The 19,566-nt window shown below is 45.5% G+C and carries 18 protein-coding genes; 3 read left to right on the forward strand and 15 right to left on the reverse strand.

Going from position 1 to position 19,566, the window contains the following annotated elements; genetic code table 11:
• Positions 1 to 75 precede the first annotated feature (75 nt).
• The 15 genes from rnhB to rpsB form a co-directional block, all read right to left on the reverse strand.
• A complete protein-coding gene (gene rnhB, locus L1076_RS07885; RefSeq protein WP_038864717.1) occupies positions 76 to 714 on the reverse strand; it encodes a ribonuclease HII in 639 nt (212 codons plus the stop codon).
• A 9-nt stretch (positions 715 to 723) separates the two neighbouring features.
• On the reverse strand, positions 724 to 1,863 hold the full coding sequence (gene lpxB, locus L1076_RS07890) for a lipid-A-disaccharide synthase (protein WP_039976969.1): 1,140 nt from the start codon (positions 1,861 to 1,863) through the stop codon (positions 724 to 726).
• Positions 1,864 to 2,001: 138 nt separating this feature from the next.
• Positions 2,002 to 2,790: an acyl-ACP--UDP-N-acetylglucosamine O-acyltransferase gene (gene lpxA / locus L1076_RS07895; RefSeq protein WP_038864713.1), complete on the reverse strand. Its 789-nt coding sequence runs from the start codon at positions 2,788 to 2,790 to the stop codon at positions 2,002 to 2,004.
• 1 nt (position 2,791) lies between these two features.
• Entirely contained in the window at positions 2,792 to 3,244 is a 453-nt protein-coding gene (fabZ, locus tag L1076_RS07900) for a 3-hydroxyacyl-ACP dehydratase FabZ (RefSeq protein ID WP_009707417.1), read from the reverse strand.
• A gap of 174 nt (positions 3,245 to 3,418) precedes the next feature.
• Positions 3,419 to 4,450: a UDP-3-O-(3-hydroxymyristoyl)glucosamine N-acyltransferase gene (gene lpxD / locus L1076_RS07905; RefSeq protein WP_039976967.1), complete on the reverse strand. Its 1,032-nt coding sequence runs from the start codon at positions 4,448 to 4,450 to the stop codon at positions 3,419 to 3,421.
• Positions 4,451 to 4,456: 6 nt separating this feature from the next.
• Positions 4,457 to 4,966 carry an OmpH family outer membrane protein gene (locus tag L1076_RS07910; RefSeq protein ID WP_038864801.1) on the reverse strand — a complete coding sequence of 170 codons (510 nt, stop codon included), beginning with the start codon at positions 4,964 to 4,966 and terminating at the stop codon, positions 4,457 to 4,459.
• Between the two features lie 13 nt (positions 4,967 to 4,979).
• A complete protein-coding gene (gene bamA / locus L1076_RS07915) occupies positions 4,980 to 7,394 on the reverse strand; it encodes an outer membrane protein assembly factor BamA (RefSeq protein ID WP_038864709.1) in 2,415 nt (804 codons plus the stop codon).
• Positions 7,395 to 7,438: 44 nt separating this feature from the next.
• Positions 7,439 to 8,797, reverse strand: coding sequence for a sigma E protease regulator RseP (gene rseP, locus L1076_RS07920; RefSeq protein WP_039976966.1), 1,359 nt, complete (start codon positions 8,795 to 8,797; stop codon positions 7,439 to 7,441).
• The gene (ispC, locus tag L1076_RS07925) at positions 8,797 to 10,002 is read right to left on the reverse strand and encodes a 1-deoxy-D-xylulose-5-phosphate reductoisomerase (protein ID WP_102389866.1); all 1,206 of its coding nucleotides are present in this window, start codon (positions 10,000 to 10,002) and stop codon (positions 8,797 to 8,799) included. Before ispC ends, rseP begins: the two co-directional genes overlap by 1 nt.
• 52 nt (positions 10,003 to 10,054) lie before the next feature.
• A complete protein-coding gene (locus tag L1076_RS07930) occupies positions 10,055 to 10,897 on the reverse strand; it encodes a phosphatidate cytidylyltransferase (protein WP_039976963.1) in 843 nt (280 codons plus the stop codon).
• 12 nt (positions 10,898 to 10,909) lie between these two features.
• The gene (locus L1076_RS07935; protein ID WP_038864695.1) at positions 10,910 to 11,665 is read right to left on the reverse strand and encodes an isoprenyl transferase; all 756 of its coding nucleotides are present in this window, start codon (positions 11,663 to 11,665) and stop codon (positions 10,910 to 10,912) included.
• A gap of 96 nt (positions 11,666 to 11,761) precedes the next feature.
• Positions 11,762 to 12,319, reverse strand: coding sequence for a ribosome recycling factor (gene frr, locus L1076_RS07940; protein ID WP_038864693.1), 558 nt, complete (start codon positions 12,317 to 12,319; stop codon positions 11,762 to 11,764).
• A gap of 98 nt (positions 12,320 to 12,417) precedes the next feature.
• Positions 12,418 to 13,149, reverse strand: a complete 732-nt coding sequence (pyrH, locus tag L1076_RS07945) for a UMP kinase (RefSeq protein ID WP_005436777.1) — start codon at positions 13,147 to 13,149, stop codon at positions 12,418 to 12,420.
• Between the two features lie 153 nt (positions 13,150 to 13,302).
• On the reverse strand, positions 13,303 to 14,148 hold the full coding sequence (gene tsf, locus L1076_RS07950) for a translation elongation factor Ts (RefSeq protein WP_045403995.1): 846 nt from the start codon (positions 14,146 to 14,148) through the stop codon (positions 13,303 to 13,305).
• A 131-nt stretch (positions 14,149 to 14,279) separates the two neighbouring features.
• Entirely contained in the window at positions 14,280 to 15,008 is a 729-nt protein-coding gene (rpsB, locus tag L1076_RS07955; protein WP_041853288.1) for a 30S ribosomal protein S2, read from the reverse strand.
• Between the two features lie 395 nt (positions 15,009 to 15,403).
• Between rpsB and map the strand changes: the two genes are divergently transcribed.
• The 3 genes from map (at position 15,404) to L1076_RS07970 (ending at position 19,540) form a co-directional block, all read left to right on the forward strand.
• Positions 15,404 to 16,282 (forward strand): type I methionyl aminopeptidase, encoded by an 879-nt coding sequence (map, locus tag L1076_RS07960; protein WP_237303476.1) that lies wholly within the window; start codon positions 15,404 to 15,406, stop codon positions 16,280 to 16,282.
• A 100-nt stretch (positions 16,283 to 16,382) separates the two neighbouring features.
• Entirely contained in the window at positions 16,383 to 19,007 is a 2,625-nt protein-coding gene (gene glnD, locus L1076_RS07965; protein WP_104028110.1) for a bifunctional uridylyltransferase/uridylyl-removing protein GlnD, read from the forward strand.
• Positions 19,008 to 19,156: 149 nt separating this feature from the next.
• A complete protein-coding gene (locus tag L1076_RS07970; RefSeq protein WP_038864687.1) occupies positions 19,157 to 19,540 on the forward strand; it encodes a DUF3461 family protein in 384 nt (127 codons plus the stop codon).
• The last annotated feature ends 26 nt before the right edge of the window (positions 19,541 to 19,566 follow it).

The raw sequence follows: 19,566 nt of genomic DNA on the forward strand, positions 1-19,566 counted from the left end.
AACAGGTACCGTAAAACTAAATCTTGTTGGGAATTCTAACCTAAGGGCTGGCTTATAACACCAAGCAGCCGCTAATTATTCTTCAATACCAAGCGCTTTCTTCACTGGCTTGAAGCTCTTGCGATGTTCACTGATCACGCCGTGCTCTTCAATCGCTTCAAAGTGCGCTTTGGTTGGGTAACCTTTGTGCTTTGCAAAACCAAACTGTGGGTATTGCTTGTCCAATTCTTCCATTTCTTGGTCACGAACCACTTTTGCAATGATTGAAGCCGCGCTGATTTCCGCAACTCGCAAATCACCCTTCACCACCGCTTGGGAATCCATTGGCAACTGCGGACAGCGGTTGCCATCGATAAGTGCGAGGTCTGGCTGCACTTTCAAACCGGCAATTGCACGTTGCATGGCAACCATGGTGGCTTGCAATATGTTAAGCTCGTCAATTTCTTCAGGAGAACAGCGGCCGACCGCCCAAGCTAAGGCTTTCTCTTTAATTTCGGGCAGAAGTGCGAGACGTTTTTTCTCGCTCAGCTTTTTCGAGTCGTTCAAACCCTCAATTGGGTTATTTGGATCTAAGATAACCGCAGCGGTAACAACGTCGCCGACAAGAGGCCCACGCCCTACTTCATCTACACCCGCAACCAATTGGTAACCTTGTGGGTATTCAAACGGTGGGAGCTCTACTTTCGCTTTGGTCGTTTTTGGTTTTACAGCCATGGTAAATCTCTATTTTTCAATCAGTTTTAGAACCGCATTTGCAGCCTGTTGGTCCGCGTCTTTGCGTATCCAGTGATGCATTTCCGTAAACTTATCCAACATCTGTTGGTTATCGCTCTCTAGTAAGCGAGACACTTCAGTGAATAAGTTTTCTGGAGTGCACTCTTCTTGCAGGTATTCTTTTACTAACTCGCTATCCGACAAAATGTTTGGTAATGACACGTATTTGGTTTTCAATAGTCGCTTAGCAAGAAATGCCGTTACAGCATTAACACGGTAACCCACCACCATTGGGCGTTTAAGCAACATACATTCAAGTGCAACGGTGCCCGAGGCTAACATCACGGCATCAGAGGCAGTAATCACGTTACGTGCTGTATCGTCCACCAACTTGAAATCAAGCTCTGGCGCATGTTCTTTCCATGCTTGCTCAAATTGTTCACGGCGTTTTTGATTCACCAAGGCAACAACAAAACCAAGATCTGGGAATTTTTGATGCAGTTTTTTACAGGTTTCAATAAACGGTTGAGAGAGCATTTTTAGCTCGCTGCCACGGCTACCCGGAAGTACCGCTAACCATTGTTTGTCTTGTTCTAAACCAAGCAGTTCACGTGCAGGAGCCTTGTCTGAATGCAGAGGAATGGCATCTGCCAATGTGTGACCAATGAATTCACAAGGCACATTGAATTTGTCGTAAAACGCTTTTTCGAAAGGTAAGAAAGCCAATACTAGGTTGGTTGCCGCTTCAATCTTGAAGATACGTTTTTGACGCCAAGCCCAAACAGAAGGGCTCACGTAGTGTACCGTTTTGATTCCTGCGTTTTTTAAATCTAACTCAACACGTAGGTTAAAGTCTGGTGCATCGATCCCTACAAAGACATCCGGCGGATTTGCAGTGAAATACTTAATCAGCTCTGCTTTCACTTTTAATAATCTTGGTAAGCGACCCAGAACTTCAACCAAGCCCATCACAGCCAACTCTTCCATTTCAAACAGTGACTCACAGCCTTGCGCGATCATTTTAGGGCCGCCAATACCGACAAATTCTGCGTCTGGGTATTGTTCTTTAACTGCTTTGATGAAGCCTTCGCCAAGAGTATCGCCTGACAGTTCTCCGGCAATGATGCCAATACGTAGTGGTCTTTCCATCTTTCTTTCGCTTTTTCCTATGCGCTTTGGATAGAGAGTAATATCCGAGGATCTTGCTATTTTACCCTATCCATAAAACACAAAAAGACCGCAGCCCAATTGGGCGCGATCTTTTCTCATTAACCGCACATTCGTAAATTAACGAATGATGCCACGTTCCGTTGTTTCCAGAATGTCTGAGAAACGTTTTACTGCTGGCCACTCTTGTGCCATTTCAGCAAGGATCGGCTTCACTTCTTCTAGCGTTTTACCTGAGCGGTAAAGCTCTTTGTACGCTTTTTGCAATGCACGGATTTCTGGTTTTTCAAAACCGTTACGCTTCAAACCAACCAAGTTCAAACCAAATGGTGTCGCATGGTTACCTTGTGCAAGTACGTAAGCTGGTACATCCTGAACAACCGCAGAACAACCACCAACGTAAGCGTAAGCACCTACCGTACAGAATGGGTGAATCGCAGAAAGTGCCATAACGCCGGCATGGTCATCAACCGTTACGTGACCGCCAAGAATCGCGTTGTTGCCAATGTGAGTATGGTTACCAACGATAACATCGTGAGCAATGTGCGCGTTAACACACAGCAAGTTATCATCACCAATCACAGTGGTTGCTTTGTCTTGGACAGTGCCACGATGAACCTGAACCGCTTCACGAATCACGTTGCGGTCACCGATAACCACTGTTGTATCTTCGCCACCGTACTTCTTATCTTGGTTTTCTTCACCAATGACAGCATGTGGGAAAATGCGGTTGTCTTTACCAATTGTGGTGTGACCTTTGATCACTACGTGAGACATCACTTCCGTACCTTCACCGATCTCTACCGTTGAGGTGATGTAAGTGAATGGACCAACAGTCACGTTAGCGCCAATTTTCGCGCCTTCTTCTACCACCGCAGCTGGGTGGATTTTAGCGGTTTCATGAATCATATTAAAACTCTCGACGAGCACACTTCAGCTCTGCTGAACATACTACTTCGCCGTCAACCTTCGCTACACCTTTGAATGCAGCAATGCCGCGACGCTCTTTCAAAAATTCTACTTCAATAATCATTTGGTCGCCTGGTACTACTGGTTTACGGAATTTTGCACCGTCAACACTTGCGAAGTAGTACAGCTCATTTTCAGTTGGCGCACCAAATGATTTAAATGCAAGTAAGCCTGTCGCCTGCGCCATCGCTTCCAGAATAAGAACACCTGGGAAGACTGGCAATTGTGGAAAGTGACCTGTGAACTGAGGTTCGTTAACCGACACGTTTTTAATCGCGTGAAGGTACTTCTCTTCTTGGAAGTCAATCACTCGGTCGATCAATAAGAATGGGTAGCGATGAGGTAGTAGCTCTTGAATTTCAGAGATGTTCATCGTTTTCTTTTCAGTAGTCAAAGTCGTCTTCCTATATCAATACTCAACAACCAAGATGGCAAGGCAGCGGCAAAAGCCACTTAATCAGGAAATGCCTGCAAAGTGTATACCAGCTTGGTGATAAATCTACTTATAGCGCGTCATTATAGAAGAAAAAGACCCGCATTTCGCGAGTCTTTGTTCAGAATTATGGAACTAAGATTCTTCTTTCGGTTCCAGCTGCTTCTCAACAGCTTTCAGGCGTTTGTTCATATCGTCAATGCGATGAACTCGAGTTGCCGTCTTACGCCACTCTCGGTTCGTTTGCAGTGGAATACCTGACGAATACAAGCCTTTCTCTTCGATACTGCGCATAACCATGCCCATACCGGTGATAGCTACGCCATCTGCAATCGTAATATGTCCGTTAAGAACCGACGCGCCGCCGATCTGGCAGTATTTACCAATTTTGGTACTGCCAGCGACAATAGTACCACCTGGCATCACGGTACCATATCCGATCTGCACGTTATGAGCGATTTGAAGCTGGTTATCAAGAATCACGTTGTCTTCAATGATGGTGTCTTCAAGTGCACCACGGTCAATCGTGGTACATGCACCAATCTCAACACGATTACCGATGCGCACTGAACCAAGCTGAGGAATTTTGATCCACTCGCCTTTATCGTTCGCGTAACCGAAACCGTCTGAGCCGATGACTGTGCCAGATTGAACCAGACAGTCATCGCCAAGTGACACTTCATGATAGATAGTAACATTAGCCCAAAGCTTGGTGTTGTTGCCTAACTTTGCGTTTTTACCGATAAAACAGCCCGCACCAACAATAACGTTGTCGCCAAGCTCTACACCCGTTTCAATCACTGCATTTGCACCGACTGCTACGTTTGCACCCATCTTCACGTCTGCTGCAATCACGGCACTAGGTGCAATGTCTTCAGCAGGCTTCGGTGTGGTATCCATAGCTTGAACCACACGAGCAAAAGCTACATAAGGGTCAGCGACAACAAGCGCATTGCCTGTACACTGCTCTTTGTGCTCTTCCTTCACCATCACGACTGTCGCGAGACATTCAGCAAGGTGCTTTGCGTATTTTGGGTTAGACAAAAAGGTAACGTCACCTTCTTGTGCTTTATCCATTGGAGCTACACGGCTTACGACGAGTGACTCGTCACCAAATAGCTCTCCCCCGGTAATTGTCGCCAACTCGGCTAATGTTAATGTCTTCATAACTTCTTATTTTAGAGCTTTAATTACGTCTTCAGAGATGTTGTATTCTGGCTTACCGTACTGAAGAGAAGAAATATCGATTACCATATCGTAACCTTTCTTCGTTGCTACTTTCTTCACAGCATCTTGAATCGTTTTGAATAGCTTCGCTTTTTCTTCAGCTTCACGACGTGCGCTTGCTTTCTCTAGAGCTTGAGCTTTTACTTTGTACTCGCTGTCTAGTTTAGCGATGTCGATACGTAGCTTTTCAACTTCGTCTTGGCCTAGAAGTTGGCCATCACGCTGTAGCTTTTCAATCTTAGTCTTCGCTTTTGCTTGGATAGACTTCAGCTCGTCTGCCTTGCTCTTGAAGTCTTTCTGCATTTTTTGTAGAACCACTTCGCGCTGAGGAAGAGATTGGAAAACCTGAGCCGTGTTTACGTAAGCAATTTTCTGAGCAGCTTCAGCCGCGTTTGCAAACATTGAAGAGCTAAGTACAAGAAGGCCAATCCCAGCCGCTTTGATCATTTTATTCAAAATATTTTCCTCTTTAGAAGGTTCTACCGATAGTGAACGTGAAGAACTCTTCATCGTCGCCATCATATTTCTTAATTGGTTTCGCTAGTGAGAAGACTAGTGGCCCCATAGGAGACATCCATTGCAACGCCGCACCGTAAGATGAACGGTAGTTGGTTGGATCTGAGTAATCGTAGTAGTAACGGTCGCCGTATTCAGCACCTGAGCTACGGTAATCAAATTCGGTATCCCAAATACTCGCCATATCGAAGAAGATACTGGTACGAATCTGGTTACGAACTTCATCCGAAGCAAATGGTGTTGGTACGATCAACTCGATACTCGCCAGCGCTACCGCGTTACCACCAACAGAATCATCTGTTGCGGTGTCCGCACCGTTATTTGAGCCTGAGTAATCACGGTAAACCGCTTTTGGACCTACAGAGTTAGAGCCGAAACCACGTAGTGTTGTAAAACCACCTGCGTAGTAGTTTTCGTAGAATGGGAACAAGTTATCGTTACCATCCGTTTGACCATAACCGTTACCATAACCTAGACGACCACGGAACAAGAGCGTGAATTCATGCTTCTTAGTCAGTGGCACGTATTGACGAACATCATACTGCATCTTGAAGTATTGAACGTCAGAGCCAGGTACGGTCATCTTATAGAATGCACGTTGGTGGTTACCCGCTGTTGGGAAGTAGCCACGGTTTAGGTTGTTACGTGTCCATGAGATGTTGAAGTCAAAATCGTTTGTATTCAATGCGCCGCTAGAGTCGATATTGTCCGCTTGCGCTTGTAGGAACTGTTCTACCTGTAAGTAAGGCGACAAGTTACCGATCTTGTTGTGGGTATAACCAACACCAAACTCAAAACGGTTCAATTCGTCGAATGGGAAACCCCATGTCAAACTTGCACCGTAACTTTGGTTGGTATAGTCAACGATACCCGCTTCAGATGCTTCAAACTCATCATAGAAGATCTTACCACCCAAACTTACACCATCTAGGTTCCAGTAAGGGTCGCGGTAGTCCAAACTCACGTTTTTCTGGTAGTCGTTCATCATCGCGTTAATACCAACGCGATTACCACTACCGATAAAGTTGTCTTGTTGTAGACCAACTTGGAAGCTGACGCCTGATTCAGTACCGTAGCCGACACCAAAGTTAACGCTGCCTGAGTTTGCCTCTTTAACTGAGTAAACTAGGTCTACTTGGTCATCGCTGCCAGGTACACGTACCGTTTGTACTTCTACGTTTTCGAAGTAACCCAGACGGTTTAGACGCGTTTTACCCGTTTCAATCGATTTCGAGTTTAACCAGCTGCCTTCCATCTGACGCATCTCACGACGCAGTACTTCGTCTTTCGTAGAGTTGTTACCCGTGAAACGAATATCGCGTACGTAGATGCGGTTGCCTGGTTCTACGTTCACAACAAGTGATACTTGTTTGTTTTCATCGTCGAACTCAGGAATGGTGTTAACTTGCGGGTAAGCGTAACCAGATTCACCAAGCACACGTTTGATACCTTCTTCCATCGAAGTCACACGAGAACCGTTGTACGTCTCGTTGTCTTCAAATGGAACCAGCTTTTCGAACGTTGCTTCTTCACCGATCAAATCACCACGGAATTTCACGTCCTTCACGGTGTACACGTCGCCTTCTTCAAGACCAAGCGTAATGTATACGCCTTTTTTGTCAGGAGAAATCGCCACTTGTGTCGAATCAACGTTAAATTTCAGATAACCGCGGTCAAGGTAGTAAGACTTCAGCGCTTCGATATCACCAGCAAGTACTTGCTTTTGGTATTTTTCGTCCGCTAGGAAGTTCCACCATGGCACGTCTACGTTTAGGTTGAAACGAGAAAGAAGGTCTTCATCAGAAAAGACTTCATTGCCGATAAAGTTGATTTGCTGAATTTTTGCCGATACACCTTCGGTGAAGACAAATTTCAGATCGGAACGGTTACGAGGCAATGGAGTAACAACCGCTTTTACGGTCGCGTTGTATTTACCAACGCTGTAGTAAAAGTCTTCCAAACCTTTTTCGATGTTGCTTAGCGTAGTACGGTCAAGCGCTTCACCTTCGCGAACACCAGAAGCGTTCAGGTTTTCTTGTAGCTGCTCATCCTTGATTGCTTTGTTGCCTGAGAATGAGATGCTAGCAATCGTTGGGCGTTCTTTCACTTGAACAACCAACACATCACCGTTGCGCAGTACTTTTACATCTTCAAAGTTACCCGATGCGTACAGTGCACGAATGATCTCAGCAACATCGCCTTGGTCAACAGTATCGCCGACACGTACAGGCATCTTCAGCAACGCAGCACCCAGTGCCACACGTTGCAATCCATCGATCTCAATATCTTGAACTACAAAGTTCTGTGCTCCGTTTGCAGATACACTGGTCGCCAGTAAACTTGCAAACAGAATTCGCTTAATCGCCATACTTGTTCTAATTATTCCTTGCTACTGCTTTTGTCTCTGAACTATCACAGACGAGTAAAATCATTAAATAGCGCTAACGCCATGAGCGAGAAGATAATCGCACCACCAATTCGATAACCCATTTCCTGTACCTTTTCAGGTACTGGGCGTCGGATAACGGCTTCGATTGCAAAAAATAGCAAATGACCACCATCCAACATTGGTAAAGGAACGAGGTTGATAATACCTAGGTTAACACTAATTAGTGCGAGAAAACCTAAAAAGTAAACCAGACCGTAGTCTGCCGTCGCCCCTGCTCCTTTGGCGATTGAAATTGGCCCACTCAGATTGTTCAGACCAACATCACCTACAATCAGTTTCTTAAGCATGCTGATTGTAAGTCCAATAACTTGACCAGTTTTGTCAATCGCTTTGCCAATAGACTCGAATACACCAAACTGTAATTCGAAGCGATAACTTTCTGGCCATTCTGCGACTTCAGGTGCGATACCCGCAAAACCAACCACTTGTTTGTTAGCTAGCTCACGGCGACCTGGAGTCAACGTCAATGATTGCTCATCACCCTGACGTAACACCGTCAGGTCAATTGGCGTTTCTGGGTTAGAACGAATGGCTTCAACCACTTCATTCCAGTTAGAAATCTTTTTGCCGTTAATCGCGACAATCTTGTCACCAGCCAGTAAACCCGCCTTTTCACCCGCAGCGCCTTCACTTACTTGCGCTAACTCCGTGTATATCTCTGGAGTGAACGGCGTAAAACCAAGTGAATGCATTGCTGATTGAGTTTCGGGATCAAATTTCCAATCACGGATATCAAGGGTTTTGGTCACTTCAGAGCCCACTTCATTCGATGAAGTTAAGGTCACTGTCATTGAATCATCGCCAATATGAGAGATTAAACCCATGTTGACTGATTCCCAATCCGGAGTTTTGATGCCTGAGATAGATTTTAGTTCCATCCCTGTTTCAATTCCTGCCTGAGCAACGATTGAATTGGGCGTAACTTCACCAATTACAGGTTTAACCGCTGGCACACCAATCAGGAAAACTAACCAATACGCAACGATCGCGAACAGGAAGTTGAAAATAGGACCCGCCGCAACAATTGATGTGCGCTTCCACAACGGCTTTTGATCAAACGCCATGTGCTTTTCGTTTTCAGGTACTTCATCAACACGGCTATCCACCATTTTGACGTAGCCACCCAATGGGATCATTGAAATGCTGTACTCAGTGCCATCTTTGCCTACCTTGCTCCAGATAGACTTACCAAAACCGATTGAGAATTTCTCAACCTTGACACCACAACGGCGAGCAACCCAAAAGTGACCAAATTCGTGCACAGCCACCAAGATGCCCAATGCAACGATAAAAGAAACCAAATTCCACAAAATACCAGTCATTAGCTACGCTCGCGTAAAAATTCTAAGGCGATAGTTCGTGCCATTCTATCTAGCTCTATCAAGCTTTCCAAGCTATTCACATTCTCACTTTTATGGCTTGCAGTTATTTTGTTCAAAACTGACTCATTGATGCGAGCGATATCTGTGAAACCAAGTCGATTATTTAGGAAAGCATCAACGGCAATTTCGTTCGCTGCATTCAGAGCCGTTGTGGCATGTTGGCCTTCGTAGCACGCATCGATAGCCAGCTTCAAACACGGATAGCGTGCAAAATCTGGCTGAAGGAATGTCAATTCACCTACTTGAGTAAAATCTAACGGTTTCACTCCCGCATCCACACGGGATGGATATGACATGGTTAATGCAATCGGGGTTGCCATATCTGGCTCTCCCATTTGCGCCAGTACAGAACCATCGCGGTATTGAACCATGGAATGAATGACAGACTGAGGGTGAATGATCACTTTCAGTTGTTCACGAGCGGCGTTAAATAGCCATTTTGCTTCAATGTACTCAAGGCCTTTGTTCATCATGGTTGCAGAATCAACCGAGATTTTTGGCCCCATTGACCAGTTAGGATGAGCAATCGCTTGTGCTGGCGTCACTTGATCTAACTCTGCAATATCGGTATAGCGGAATGGACCACCAGAACCAGTCAGCAGGATCGAGGAAATGCCATGCTCTTCTAAGTTGCAACGGCCTAGATTAGTTTGAACTTGTTGTGGTAGGCACTGGAAAATCGCATTGTGCTCACTGTCTACAGGAAGTAACTCTGCGCCATGTTCTTCAACTGCGTCGATGAACAGTTGACCAGACATCACAAGTGCTTCTTTGTTTGCCAGTAGCACACGCTTGCCCGCTTTTACCGCTGCCATTGTTGGCAACAGACCTGCAGCACCCACTATTGCCGCCATTACGCTATCGACTTCTTCCAGTGCAGAAACATGACAAAGTGCATCAACACCACCTAATACTTCAGTCTTTGGCGAGATTGAAGCTAGCTCAGCGCTTAATGCCACTGCCGCAGCCTTATCCGCCATAACAGCGTATTTTGGTTGCCATTTGCGGCAAAGTGCGACCATCTTTTCAACGTTAGTGCTGGCCGCTAATGCGACGATAGAAAACAGCTCAGGATTTTGTTCAACCACTTTTAGTGTGCTTGCACCGATTGAGCCTGTTGCACCAAGAATCGTTAACTTTTGCATGATGTAAGACCGTTAGAAAAACTCAGGAGCGACGATGCCGCTCCCGATTAAATTAGAATACGTAGTAAAGAAGAGCAAATACTGGGAATGCAGCGGTAAGGCTATCGACACGATCTAGGATACCGCCGTGACCTGGAATGATGTTGCTGCTGTCTTTGATGCCTGACACACGTTTGAACATGCTTTCAACCAAATCACCAAGCACAGAAATCACGACAGTAACCAATGTGATGACCACCATGTGAATTGGACTAGTAAATTGGATATCAAACCAACCGGCGAACAACCAGCCAACAATCAATGCTGCGATAATGCCGCCAATCAAGCCTTCTATCGTCTTGTTTGGGCTCACATGAGGCGCCATTTTGCGCTTACCCATGCTTTTACCAGCAAAGTAAGCACCACTATCAGCAGCCCATACCAAGAAGCAAACATACAGCACAAGTTTTGCGCCGTGGTATGGATCTACTGCAAAATCAGAAGCCCTAAGAATGATCACACTCCATAAGAAAGGGATCAACGTAAGGAAACCAAATACATGGCGCAACACTTTACTACTTTGCCACAAATTAGTGGTTTTAGGATAAGTAATTGCCATTCCACTTGCGATAATCCACCAAGCAAAACCGAGTGCTAAAACGGTGTAATGCGGAGCTGCCAGTTGGTTAAGGCTTGCTGCATCAGGCGAAATGAATAGAAAACTAAGTCCGGTAACAACGGCAGCCGGAACAAGGGCAGCAATGCGAGATTTGCTTTCTGTAAACTGAGTCCACTCCCAAAAACCTAATAGGGTTATCGCGGTCAATGCGATGATAAAGCCCATTAGTGGTAACTTAAAAATACCTAAAATAACCAGGGGAGCTAAAATTAGTGCTGTTATTATTCTCTGTTTCAAACTAACTAGTCCTTATTGAGCAGCCATCAATGCCTTCACTTGTTCACCAGTACAACCAAAACGACGCTCTCGGTTGATAAACCAAGTCACAGCCTCTACTAAGCTGTCTTCATCGAATTCAGGCCAGTACTCAGGAGTAAAGTACATTTCAGCATAAGCCATTTGCCACAGCATGAAGTTACTGATGCGACACTCACCACTAGTACGAATCAATAGATCGACTTCTGGTAGATCAGCCATAGTCAGATGCTGGGTAATCAACTGCTCATTGATATCCTCTACACGGATCTCACCGTTACGCGCTTTTAACGCTAACGATTTGGCCGCCTCTGTGATGTCCCACTTGCCACCATAGTTGGCTGCAATGTTAATCACCATCCCCGTGTTGCCAGCAGTTAGAGCTTCCGCTTCAAGAATTTTACCTTGTAAGCGTTCACTAAAACGGCTGGTATCGCCAATGACACGTAGGCGTAAGTTGTTTTTGTGCAGCTTTTTCACTTCACTCGATAAGACAGAAATGAATAGCTCCATTAAAAGGCCGACTTCTTCTTCTGGACGACGCCAGTTTTCGCTGCTGAAAGCGAACAAAGTCATGGCTTTGATACCAAGCTTGGAAGCGGCTGCAACGGTCTTACGAACGGCGTTTACGCCCTTTTTATGACCGAATACACGAGGCTTTCCTTTGGACTTAGCCCAACGACCATTACCGTCCATAATGATGGCAATATGTTTAGGAAGGGAATCAGAGAAGGCTTGAGAATTTTGCATAGGGAGTTAATTGAGTTCCATCAGTTGGATAGACTAACACAAAAAAACGCTGAGCTGTGAGCACAGCGTTTTCCAACAGTGATGTGGATGGGAGTATTAAACTTCCATCAACTCTTTTTCTTTTGCAGCAAGAACGTCGTCGATCTTCTTAACTGCTACATCAGTCAATTTTTGAATTTCGTCTTGTGCTTTACGATCTTCGTCTTCAGAGATTTCTTTATCTTTTAGAAGACCTTTTAGGTCGCTGTTTGCGTCACGACGGATGTTACGAACAGCAACACGTGCGCCTTCAGCTTCACCACGAACGATCTTAACTAGGTCTTTACGACGCTCTTCTGTTAGCGGTGGAAGTGGAACGCGGATGATTGTGCCAGCAGACATTGGGTTTAGGCCAAGGTCAGACATCATGATCGCTTTTTCAACTTTTTGAGTTAGTTCTTTGTCGAAAACTGTGATTGCTAGAGTACGAGCGTCTTCAGCAACAACGTTAGCGATTTGGTTAAGAGGAGTAGCTGCGCCGTAGTATTCTACAGAGATGCCAGATAGTAGGCTTGGGTGCGCGCGGCCAGTACGAACTTTAGAAAGGTTGTTCTTTAGCGCTTCAACGCTTTTGTCCATGCGCTCTTGCGCGTCTTTATTGATTTCGTTAATCACGGTTTCACCTTAAAAATGTCATCTTTCATGAAGAAAGCTTAGAGGGCTTAAGCAAAGCAAAACGCCATCCAATGTCTCTTGTTGAATGGCGCTGAGATTTACGCGTCAGCGCAGATCAACGTGCCTTCAGCTTCGCCCATTACCACGCGACGTAGTGCGCCTGGCTTATTCATGTTAAATACGCGGATTGGCATTTTGTGGTCACGAGCAAGTGTGAACGCAGCCAAGTCCATCACTTTCAATTCTTTATCCAGAATTTCAGTGTAAGATAGCTTATCATACAGCTCTGCGTCTGGGTTTGCTACTGGGTCAGCAGTAAATACACCATCAACTTTTGTCGCTTTTAGAACTACGTCAGCTTCGATTTCGATACCACGTAGACAAGCCGCTGAATCTGTTGTGAAGAATGGGTTACCTGTACCTGCCGAGAAGATTACTACACGGCCTTGGCGAAGTTCGCGGATAGCGTCTGCCCAATTGTAATCGTCACACACACCTTTTAGAGGAATTGCAGACATTACGCGAGCATTTACGTATGCGCGGTGAAGTGCGTCACGCATTGCTAGACCGTTCATTACTGTTGCTAGCATACCCATGTGGTCACCCACAACGCGGTTCATGCCCGCTTCAGCCAGACCAGCACCACGGAATAGGTTACCACCACCGATTACCACACCAACTTGAACACCCAGTTCAACCAGCTCCTTAACTTCTTGAGCCATACGGTCAAGAACCGCAGGGTCAATACCGAAACCTTCTTCGCCTTGAAGAGCTTCACCACTCAGTTTTAATAGAATACGTTGATACGCTGGTTTAGGGTTCGTAGTCATGGAGTTTACCTTCCAAAAGAGAGTTGTTGATTAACAGTCACGAATAGACACAAGAAAACTTATAGCTATTCATCACGGCTAAGATTTGCCGCTCTTTTCGTAAAAAGACCGCAGCCTAGGCTACGGTCTAATATTTATACAAGTCGCTAAGGATTAACCTTTTTGAGCTGCAGCTACTTCTTCAGCGAAGCTCATTTCTTGAGCTTTCTCGATACCTTCACCTACTTCTAGGCGAACGAATGTAGCAACAGAAGCACCTTTCTCTTTTAGCATTTCGCCAACAGATTTCTTAGGTTCCATGATGAAAGCTTGACCAGTAAGAGAGATTTCGCCAGTGAATTTCTTCATGCGGCCGATAACCATCTTCTCAGCGATCTCTTGAGGCTTGCCTTCGTTCATAGCGATTTCAACTTGAACTTCTTTCTCTTTAGCAACTACGTCAGCTGGTACGTCTTCTGGGTTAACGAACTCAGGCTTAGAAGCAGCAACGTGCATAGCAACGTGCTTAAGAGTTTCAGCGTCGCCTTCACCAGCAACAACTACACCGATTTTCTCACCGTGACGGTAAGAAGCGATTGCAGTACCTTGTACGTAAGCAACGCGACGGATGTTGATGTTTTCGCCGATTTTAGCAACTAGAGCTACGCGCTCTTCTTCAAATTTAGCAACTAGCTCTTCAGCAGTAGCTTTAGTCGCTAGAGCGTCAAGTGCTACTTTTTCTGCGAATGCAGTGAAGTTACCGTCTTTAGCAACGAAGTCAGTTTGGCAGTTAACTTCAAGAAGAACAGCTACGCCGTTTTCTTCTTTGATGATGATTGCGCCTTCAGCTGCAACGTTACCAGCTTTTTTAGCTGCTTTCGCTGCGCCAGATTTACGCATGTTTTCAATTGCTAGTTCGATGTCAGCGTTTGCTTCTACAAGCGCTTTCTTACATTCCATCATGCCAGCGCCAGTGCGCTCGCGAAGTTCTTTAACTAGAGCAGCAGTTACAGTTGCCATTCTCTATTCCTCGTTTGATTCGAAATAAGGTAAAAAACAGGGGCCTACATTGTCGGCCCCCATTGCTAACTATAACTCAGTCTATGCTACAACAAGGTTTCACATAGACTAAGTGTGACGCAGAGCCGCTATTATTCAGCTTCTACGAAACCGTCTTTTTCAGCAACTACTGCAACGTCTTTGTTGCGGCCTTCAGTTACTGCAGATGCAGCAGCGTTTAGGTATAGTTGAACTGCGCGGATCGCGTCGTCGTTACCTGGGATGATGTAGTCAACGCCGTCTGGGTTAGAGTTAGTATCTACCACAGCGTATACTGGAATACCTAGGTTGTTAGCTTCTTTAATTGCAATGTGCTCGTGATCAGCGTCGATTACGAATAGAGCGTCTGGTAGGCCGCCCATATCTTTGATACCACCAAGAGATTTCTCTAGCTTCTCCATTTCACGAGTACGCATTAGAGCTTCTTTCTTAGTTAGTTTTTCGAAAGTACCGTCTTGTGCTTGTGCTTCGAAATCTTTTAGACGCTTGATAGACTGACGAACTGTTTTGTAGTTCGTTAGCATGCCGCCCAACCAACGGTTGTTAACGTAGTATTGGTTGCTTGCGATTGCAGCTTCTTTAACAGCTTCAGATGCAGCGCGCTTAGTACCTACGAATAGAACTTTACCTTTCTTCTCGCCAACTTTAGCTAGTTCAGCTAGAGCTTCGTTGAACATTGGTACAGTTTTTTCTAGGTTGATGATGTGAACGCGGTTACGAGCACCAAAGATGAATGGCTTCATTTTTGGGTTCCAGTAACGAGTTTGGTGACCGAAGTGAACACCAGCTTTCAGCATATCGCGCATTGATACAGTTGCCATTTTAAAATCCTCTATGGGGTTAGGCCTCCACATCCCCCATAATTCCGACCAAGCTTCTGCTCAGCACCCCGGAACATGTGACGGAATGTGTGTGATTTAAAGATAAAAGTTAATTGGAAGAAGCTTGCTTCGCTACTCTTCTAATGAAAAGTAAAGAGAACAGTCCTCGATTCCGGCGCGCTTTATACCATATTTTAGCCTAAGATGGCTAGTAAAAATTGTTTCTTACACTTCTTACCCCCATTGCATGACCACCCTACTCTTCACCAAATTCCATCACTACACTTTAAGTAAGAATGACTCATATTCTTAACTGGCTTGGGTTAAGCAAGGGTTGTCTGATAGAATGCGCGCATTCGCACGTTTACGTGCTTACGAATAAGTAGAGAAAGCCAATGTCAATCAAGATTAAAACTGCTGAAGAAATCGAACGCATGCGTATTGCGGGCAAGCTAGCCGCAGACACTCTAGAAATGATCGAACCGCACATCAAGGCAGGTGTGACGACAGAAGAATTAAACAAAATCTGTCACGATTACGCTCTAGAGCGAGGCGCTTACTCTGCACCGCTTGATTACCATGGATTCCCTAAATCAATCTGTACGTCAATCAACCACATCGTTTGTCACGGCATCCCCGCGACAGAAGATGAAAAAGGTGCAAATGGCCAAATGAAGCCAGCGGTACTTAAAGATGGTGACATCATTAACGTTGATATCACGGTTATCGTGCCTAACGATGAACACGCAGATCTAAGCGTTCGTCCACAAGGCTACCACGGCGACACTTCTAAGATGTTCCTAGTTGGTGATGTATCTCCAGCAAACAAACGTTTGTGTATGGTTGCTCAGGAGTCTCTGTACATTGGTATGCGTCAAGTTAAGCCTGGAGCAACAGTTGGTGATATCGGTACAGCAATCGAGAAGTACATCAAAGAGAACAACAAGAACAACCCACGCAACAAGTTCTCTATCGTGAAAGACTTCTGCGGTCACGGCATCGGTGATGAGTTCCACGAAGAGCCACAAGTGGTTCACTACAAGAACAAAGACCGTCGCGTACTAAAAGAAGGCATGTGTTTTACTATCGAGCCAATGATCAACGCAGGTAAGTTTGGCTGTACAGTCGACGCACAGGATGATTGGACGGTATACACTGGCGATGGTAAAAACTCGGCACAGTGGGAACACACCATTGTGGTGACGAAAGACGGTTGTGAAGTGCTGACGCTTCGTAGCGACGACACGATTCCTCGTTTAATGAAAAACGCATAATCGCATATCACTTTCCTTATCCCCGCCCATGCGGGGATATTTTTTATCTGCTTCAAATTTGTTAGATTGCTTACAGTAGCAAGTTGCACGGATAGCAAATATGACTCTTCAGTCCCCTCTTTCGTTTACCGATGAACAGATCAACATCGCTGAACTTAAGCAAGAACTCGAAAAATTCAGTTCATTCCAAAAACAAGAATTTCTTAACCACCATCCGGTCACCAATTTGGTGTTGTCACGCGCTGAGTACATGGACTTACTCCTCAACCGTTTGTGGCAACACTTTGGCTTCAAAGACATCCATAATATATCGCTGGTTGCAGTAGGTGGTTATGGCCGTGGTGAGTTACACCCCCTTTCTGATATCGACATTTTGATTTTGTCGAACAACAAATTACCGAACGCCCTTGAAGCTAAAATCAGTGAATTCATTACCCTACTTTGGGATTTGCGCCTCGAAGTCGGTCATGCCGTTCGAACTGTTGCTGAATGTGCGGAAATTGGCCGAGCGGATTTAACTGTTGCAACCAACTTACAGGAAGCTCGTTTGTTGTGTGGTAGTGAAGACACTTTCCAGGCATTGAAGAAAGTGGTGCTATCCGACTCTTTCTGGCCAAGTGAGACCTTTTACCGCGCCAAGATTCAAGAACAACGTGAGCGCCATGCTCGTTACCATGACACCACCTACAACCTTGAACCTGACATCAAGTCAACCCCAGGCGGTCTACGGGATATTCACACTTTAAGTTGGGTAGCACGTCGTCACTTTGGTGCGACTTCATTGCTGGAAATGAGCCGCTATGGCTTTCTTACCGACGCAGAATACCGTGAGTTGGTTGAGTGTCAGGATTTCTTATGGCGAGTCCGTTTTGCTCTGCATATTGAACTACGCCGTTATGACAACCGTTTAACGTTCGGACATCAAGCACAAGTGGCTGAACATTTGGGCTATGTCGGCGAAGGTAACCGCGGCGTCGAAATGATGATGAAAGAGTTCTACCGTACGCTTAGACGTGTAGCAGAGCTTAATAAAATGCTTCTCAAGCTGTTTGATCAAGCGATCATCAACGGTGGCGCCTCTGCAGATGCCGAAATCATTGATGAGGATTTCCAACGCCGTGGTTCACTGATCGAGGCTCGCAAACCCGCGCTGTTCCAAGCTCGTCCTGAAACCATTTTGGATATGTTCCTGCACATCGCCAATGATTCGAGCATCGAAGGCGTGAGCCCTCCTACGTTGCGTCAGTTACGTACTGCGCGTCGTCGCTTAAACAAGTTCTTGCACACTATTCCTGAAGCGCGTGAAAAGTTTATGGCGCTGTGTCGTCATCCAAATGCGCTGCATAAGGCGTTCAGTCTGATGCACAAACTTGGTGTACTGGCAGCATATCTTCCGCAATGGAGCCAAATTGTCGGTCAGATGCAATTTGATTTGTTCCATGTGTATACCGTGGATGAACACAGCATTCGCCTACTCAAACACATCAATACTTTTAGCTACGCAGAAAACCACAGCAAGCACCCGATTTGTTGTGAAGTTTACCCTCGTATTCAAAAGAAAGAATTGCTGATTCTGGCCGCGATTTTCCATGATATCGGTAAAGGGCGTGGTGGCGATCACTCCGTTATTGGTGAAGGTGAAGCGTATGATTTTTGTATTGAGCACGGCCTATCTAAACCTGAAGCGAAATTGGTAAGTTGGCTAGTAAGGCATCACTTACTGATGTCTGTGACCGCTCAGCGACGCGATATATACGATCCAGACGTCATCACTGAGTTTGCGAAACAAGTACGTGATGAAGAGTATCTTGAATACCTCGTATGCCTGACTGTTGCCGATATCTGTGCGACTAACCCAGAGCTTTGGAATAGCTGGAAGCGTACCCTGCTCGCGGAATTGTTCTACTCAACTCAGCGCGCGTTGCGTCGCGGCTTGGAGAACCCTGTGGATGTTCGTGAACGTATACGCCACAACCAGCAAATGGCGTCAGCGCTACTGCGTAAAGAGGGTTTCTCGGCACGCGAGATCGAGGTGCTTTGGCAACGCTTTAAAGCCGACTACTTTTTGCGTCATACCCATAAACAAATTGCTTGGCATTGTGAGAACTTGCTGCGTATGGAAGACGCAAGTAAACCACTGGTTCTGATCAGCAAAAAAGCCACGCGTGGTGGTACCGAAGTGTTCGTCTACTGCCCAGACCAACCAGCCCTATTCGCGACGGTGGTTGCAGAGCTCGATCGTCGTAATTTTAACGTTCATGACGCGCAGATCATGACCAGTAAAGATGGCTATGTACTCGATACCTTTATGGTGCTAGATCAACACGGTAAAGCAATTGAAGAAGGTCGTCATGGCGCTGTCACCAAGCACATTACTCACGTATTGGAAGATGGTCGTCCGACAAAAATCAAAACACGTCGTACACCAAATAAACTTCAGCACTTTAACGTCAAAACCAAGGTCGACTTCCTACCAACTAAGAGCAAGAAACGCACTTTAATGGAGTTCGTGGCACTTGATACGCCTGGGCTTCTCGCCAAAGTGGGGCGTACGTTTGCAGACTTAGGCATTAACTTACACGCCGCTAAGATCACCACAATTGGAGAACGTGCAGAAGATTTGTTTATCCTCACAAGTGATGCTGGTGGTCGTCTGAGTGATGAACAACAAGACGAATTGCGCGAGAAGCTGATTGAAAAGTTGTCCGATTCTGTTTCTGTGTAAAAACGATTAAGCAATAAAACCGTGGGTAAGAACCAGAGCGATCTTGCCCACAAGTTGAGCAATTTGACTAAATATCAGCTATCTAGCTCATAAATGGGCTGCTACAGTTATACGGAAAACTTATTCTAGTTATGAGACAGAGGTAGCCTATGTATCCCCACCTCACTGGTTTGGGTATCCACGAACCAAAACAAATTGAACGTTACTCCCTACGCCAAGAAGCACACAAAGACGTCCTCAAAATTTACTTCCACAAACAAAAAGGCGAATTCTTTGCCAAAAGCGTTAAATTCAAATATCCACGCCAAGTAAAGAACGTCTTGGTCGACAGCGGCAGCCATAAGTACAAAGAAATTACTGAAATCAATCGTAACTTAACTCTAGTCATCGACGAATTAAACAAGATAACTAAACCGGTAAAAACCGCAGAAGTGGACGTGAAGCAGAAAATTCTGTCCGATCTTCGTCATCTGGAAAAAGTGGTTTCGAGCAAAATCGCCGAGATCGAAGCGGATCTAGAAAAGCTGAAATAAAACGTTAAGAACTAAACAATTTAAAA

This window comes from Vibrio sp. MMG023, from assembly GCF_021654215.1.
GTDB lineage: Bacteria > Pseudomonadota > Gammaproteobacteria > Enterobacterales > Vibrionaceae > Vibrio > Vibrio jasicida.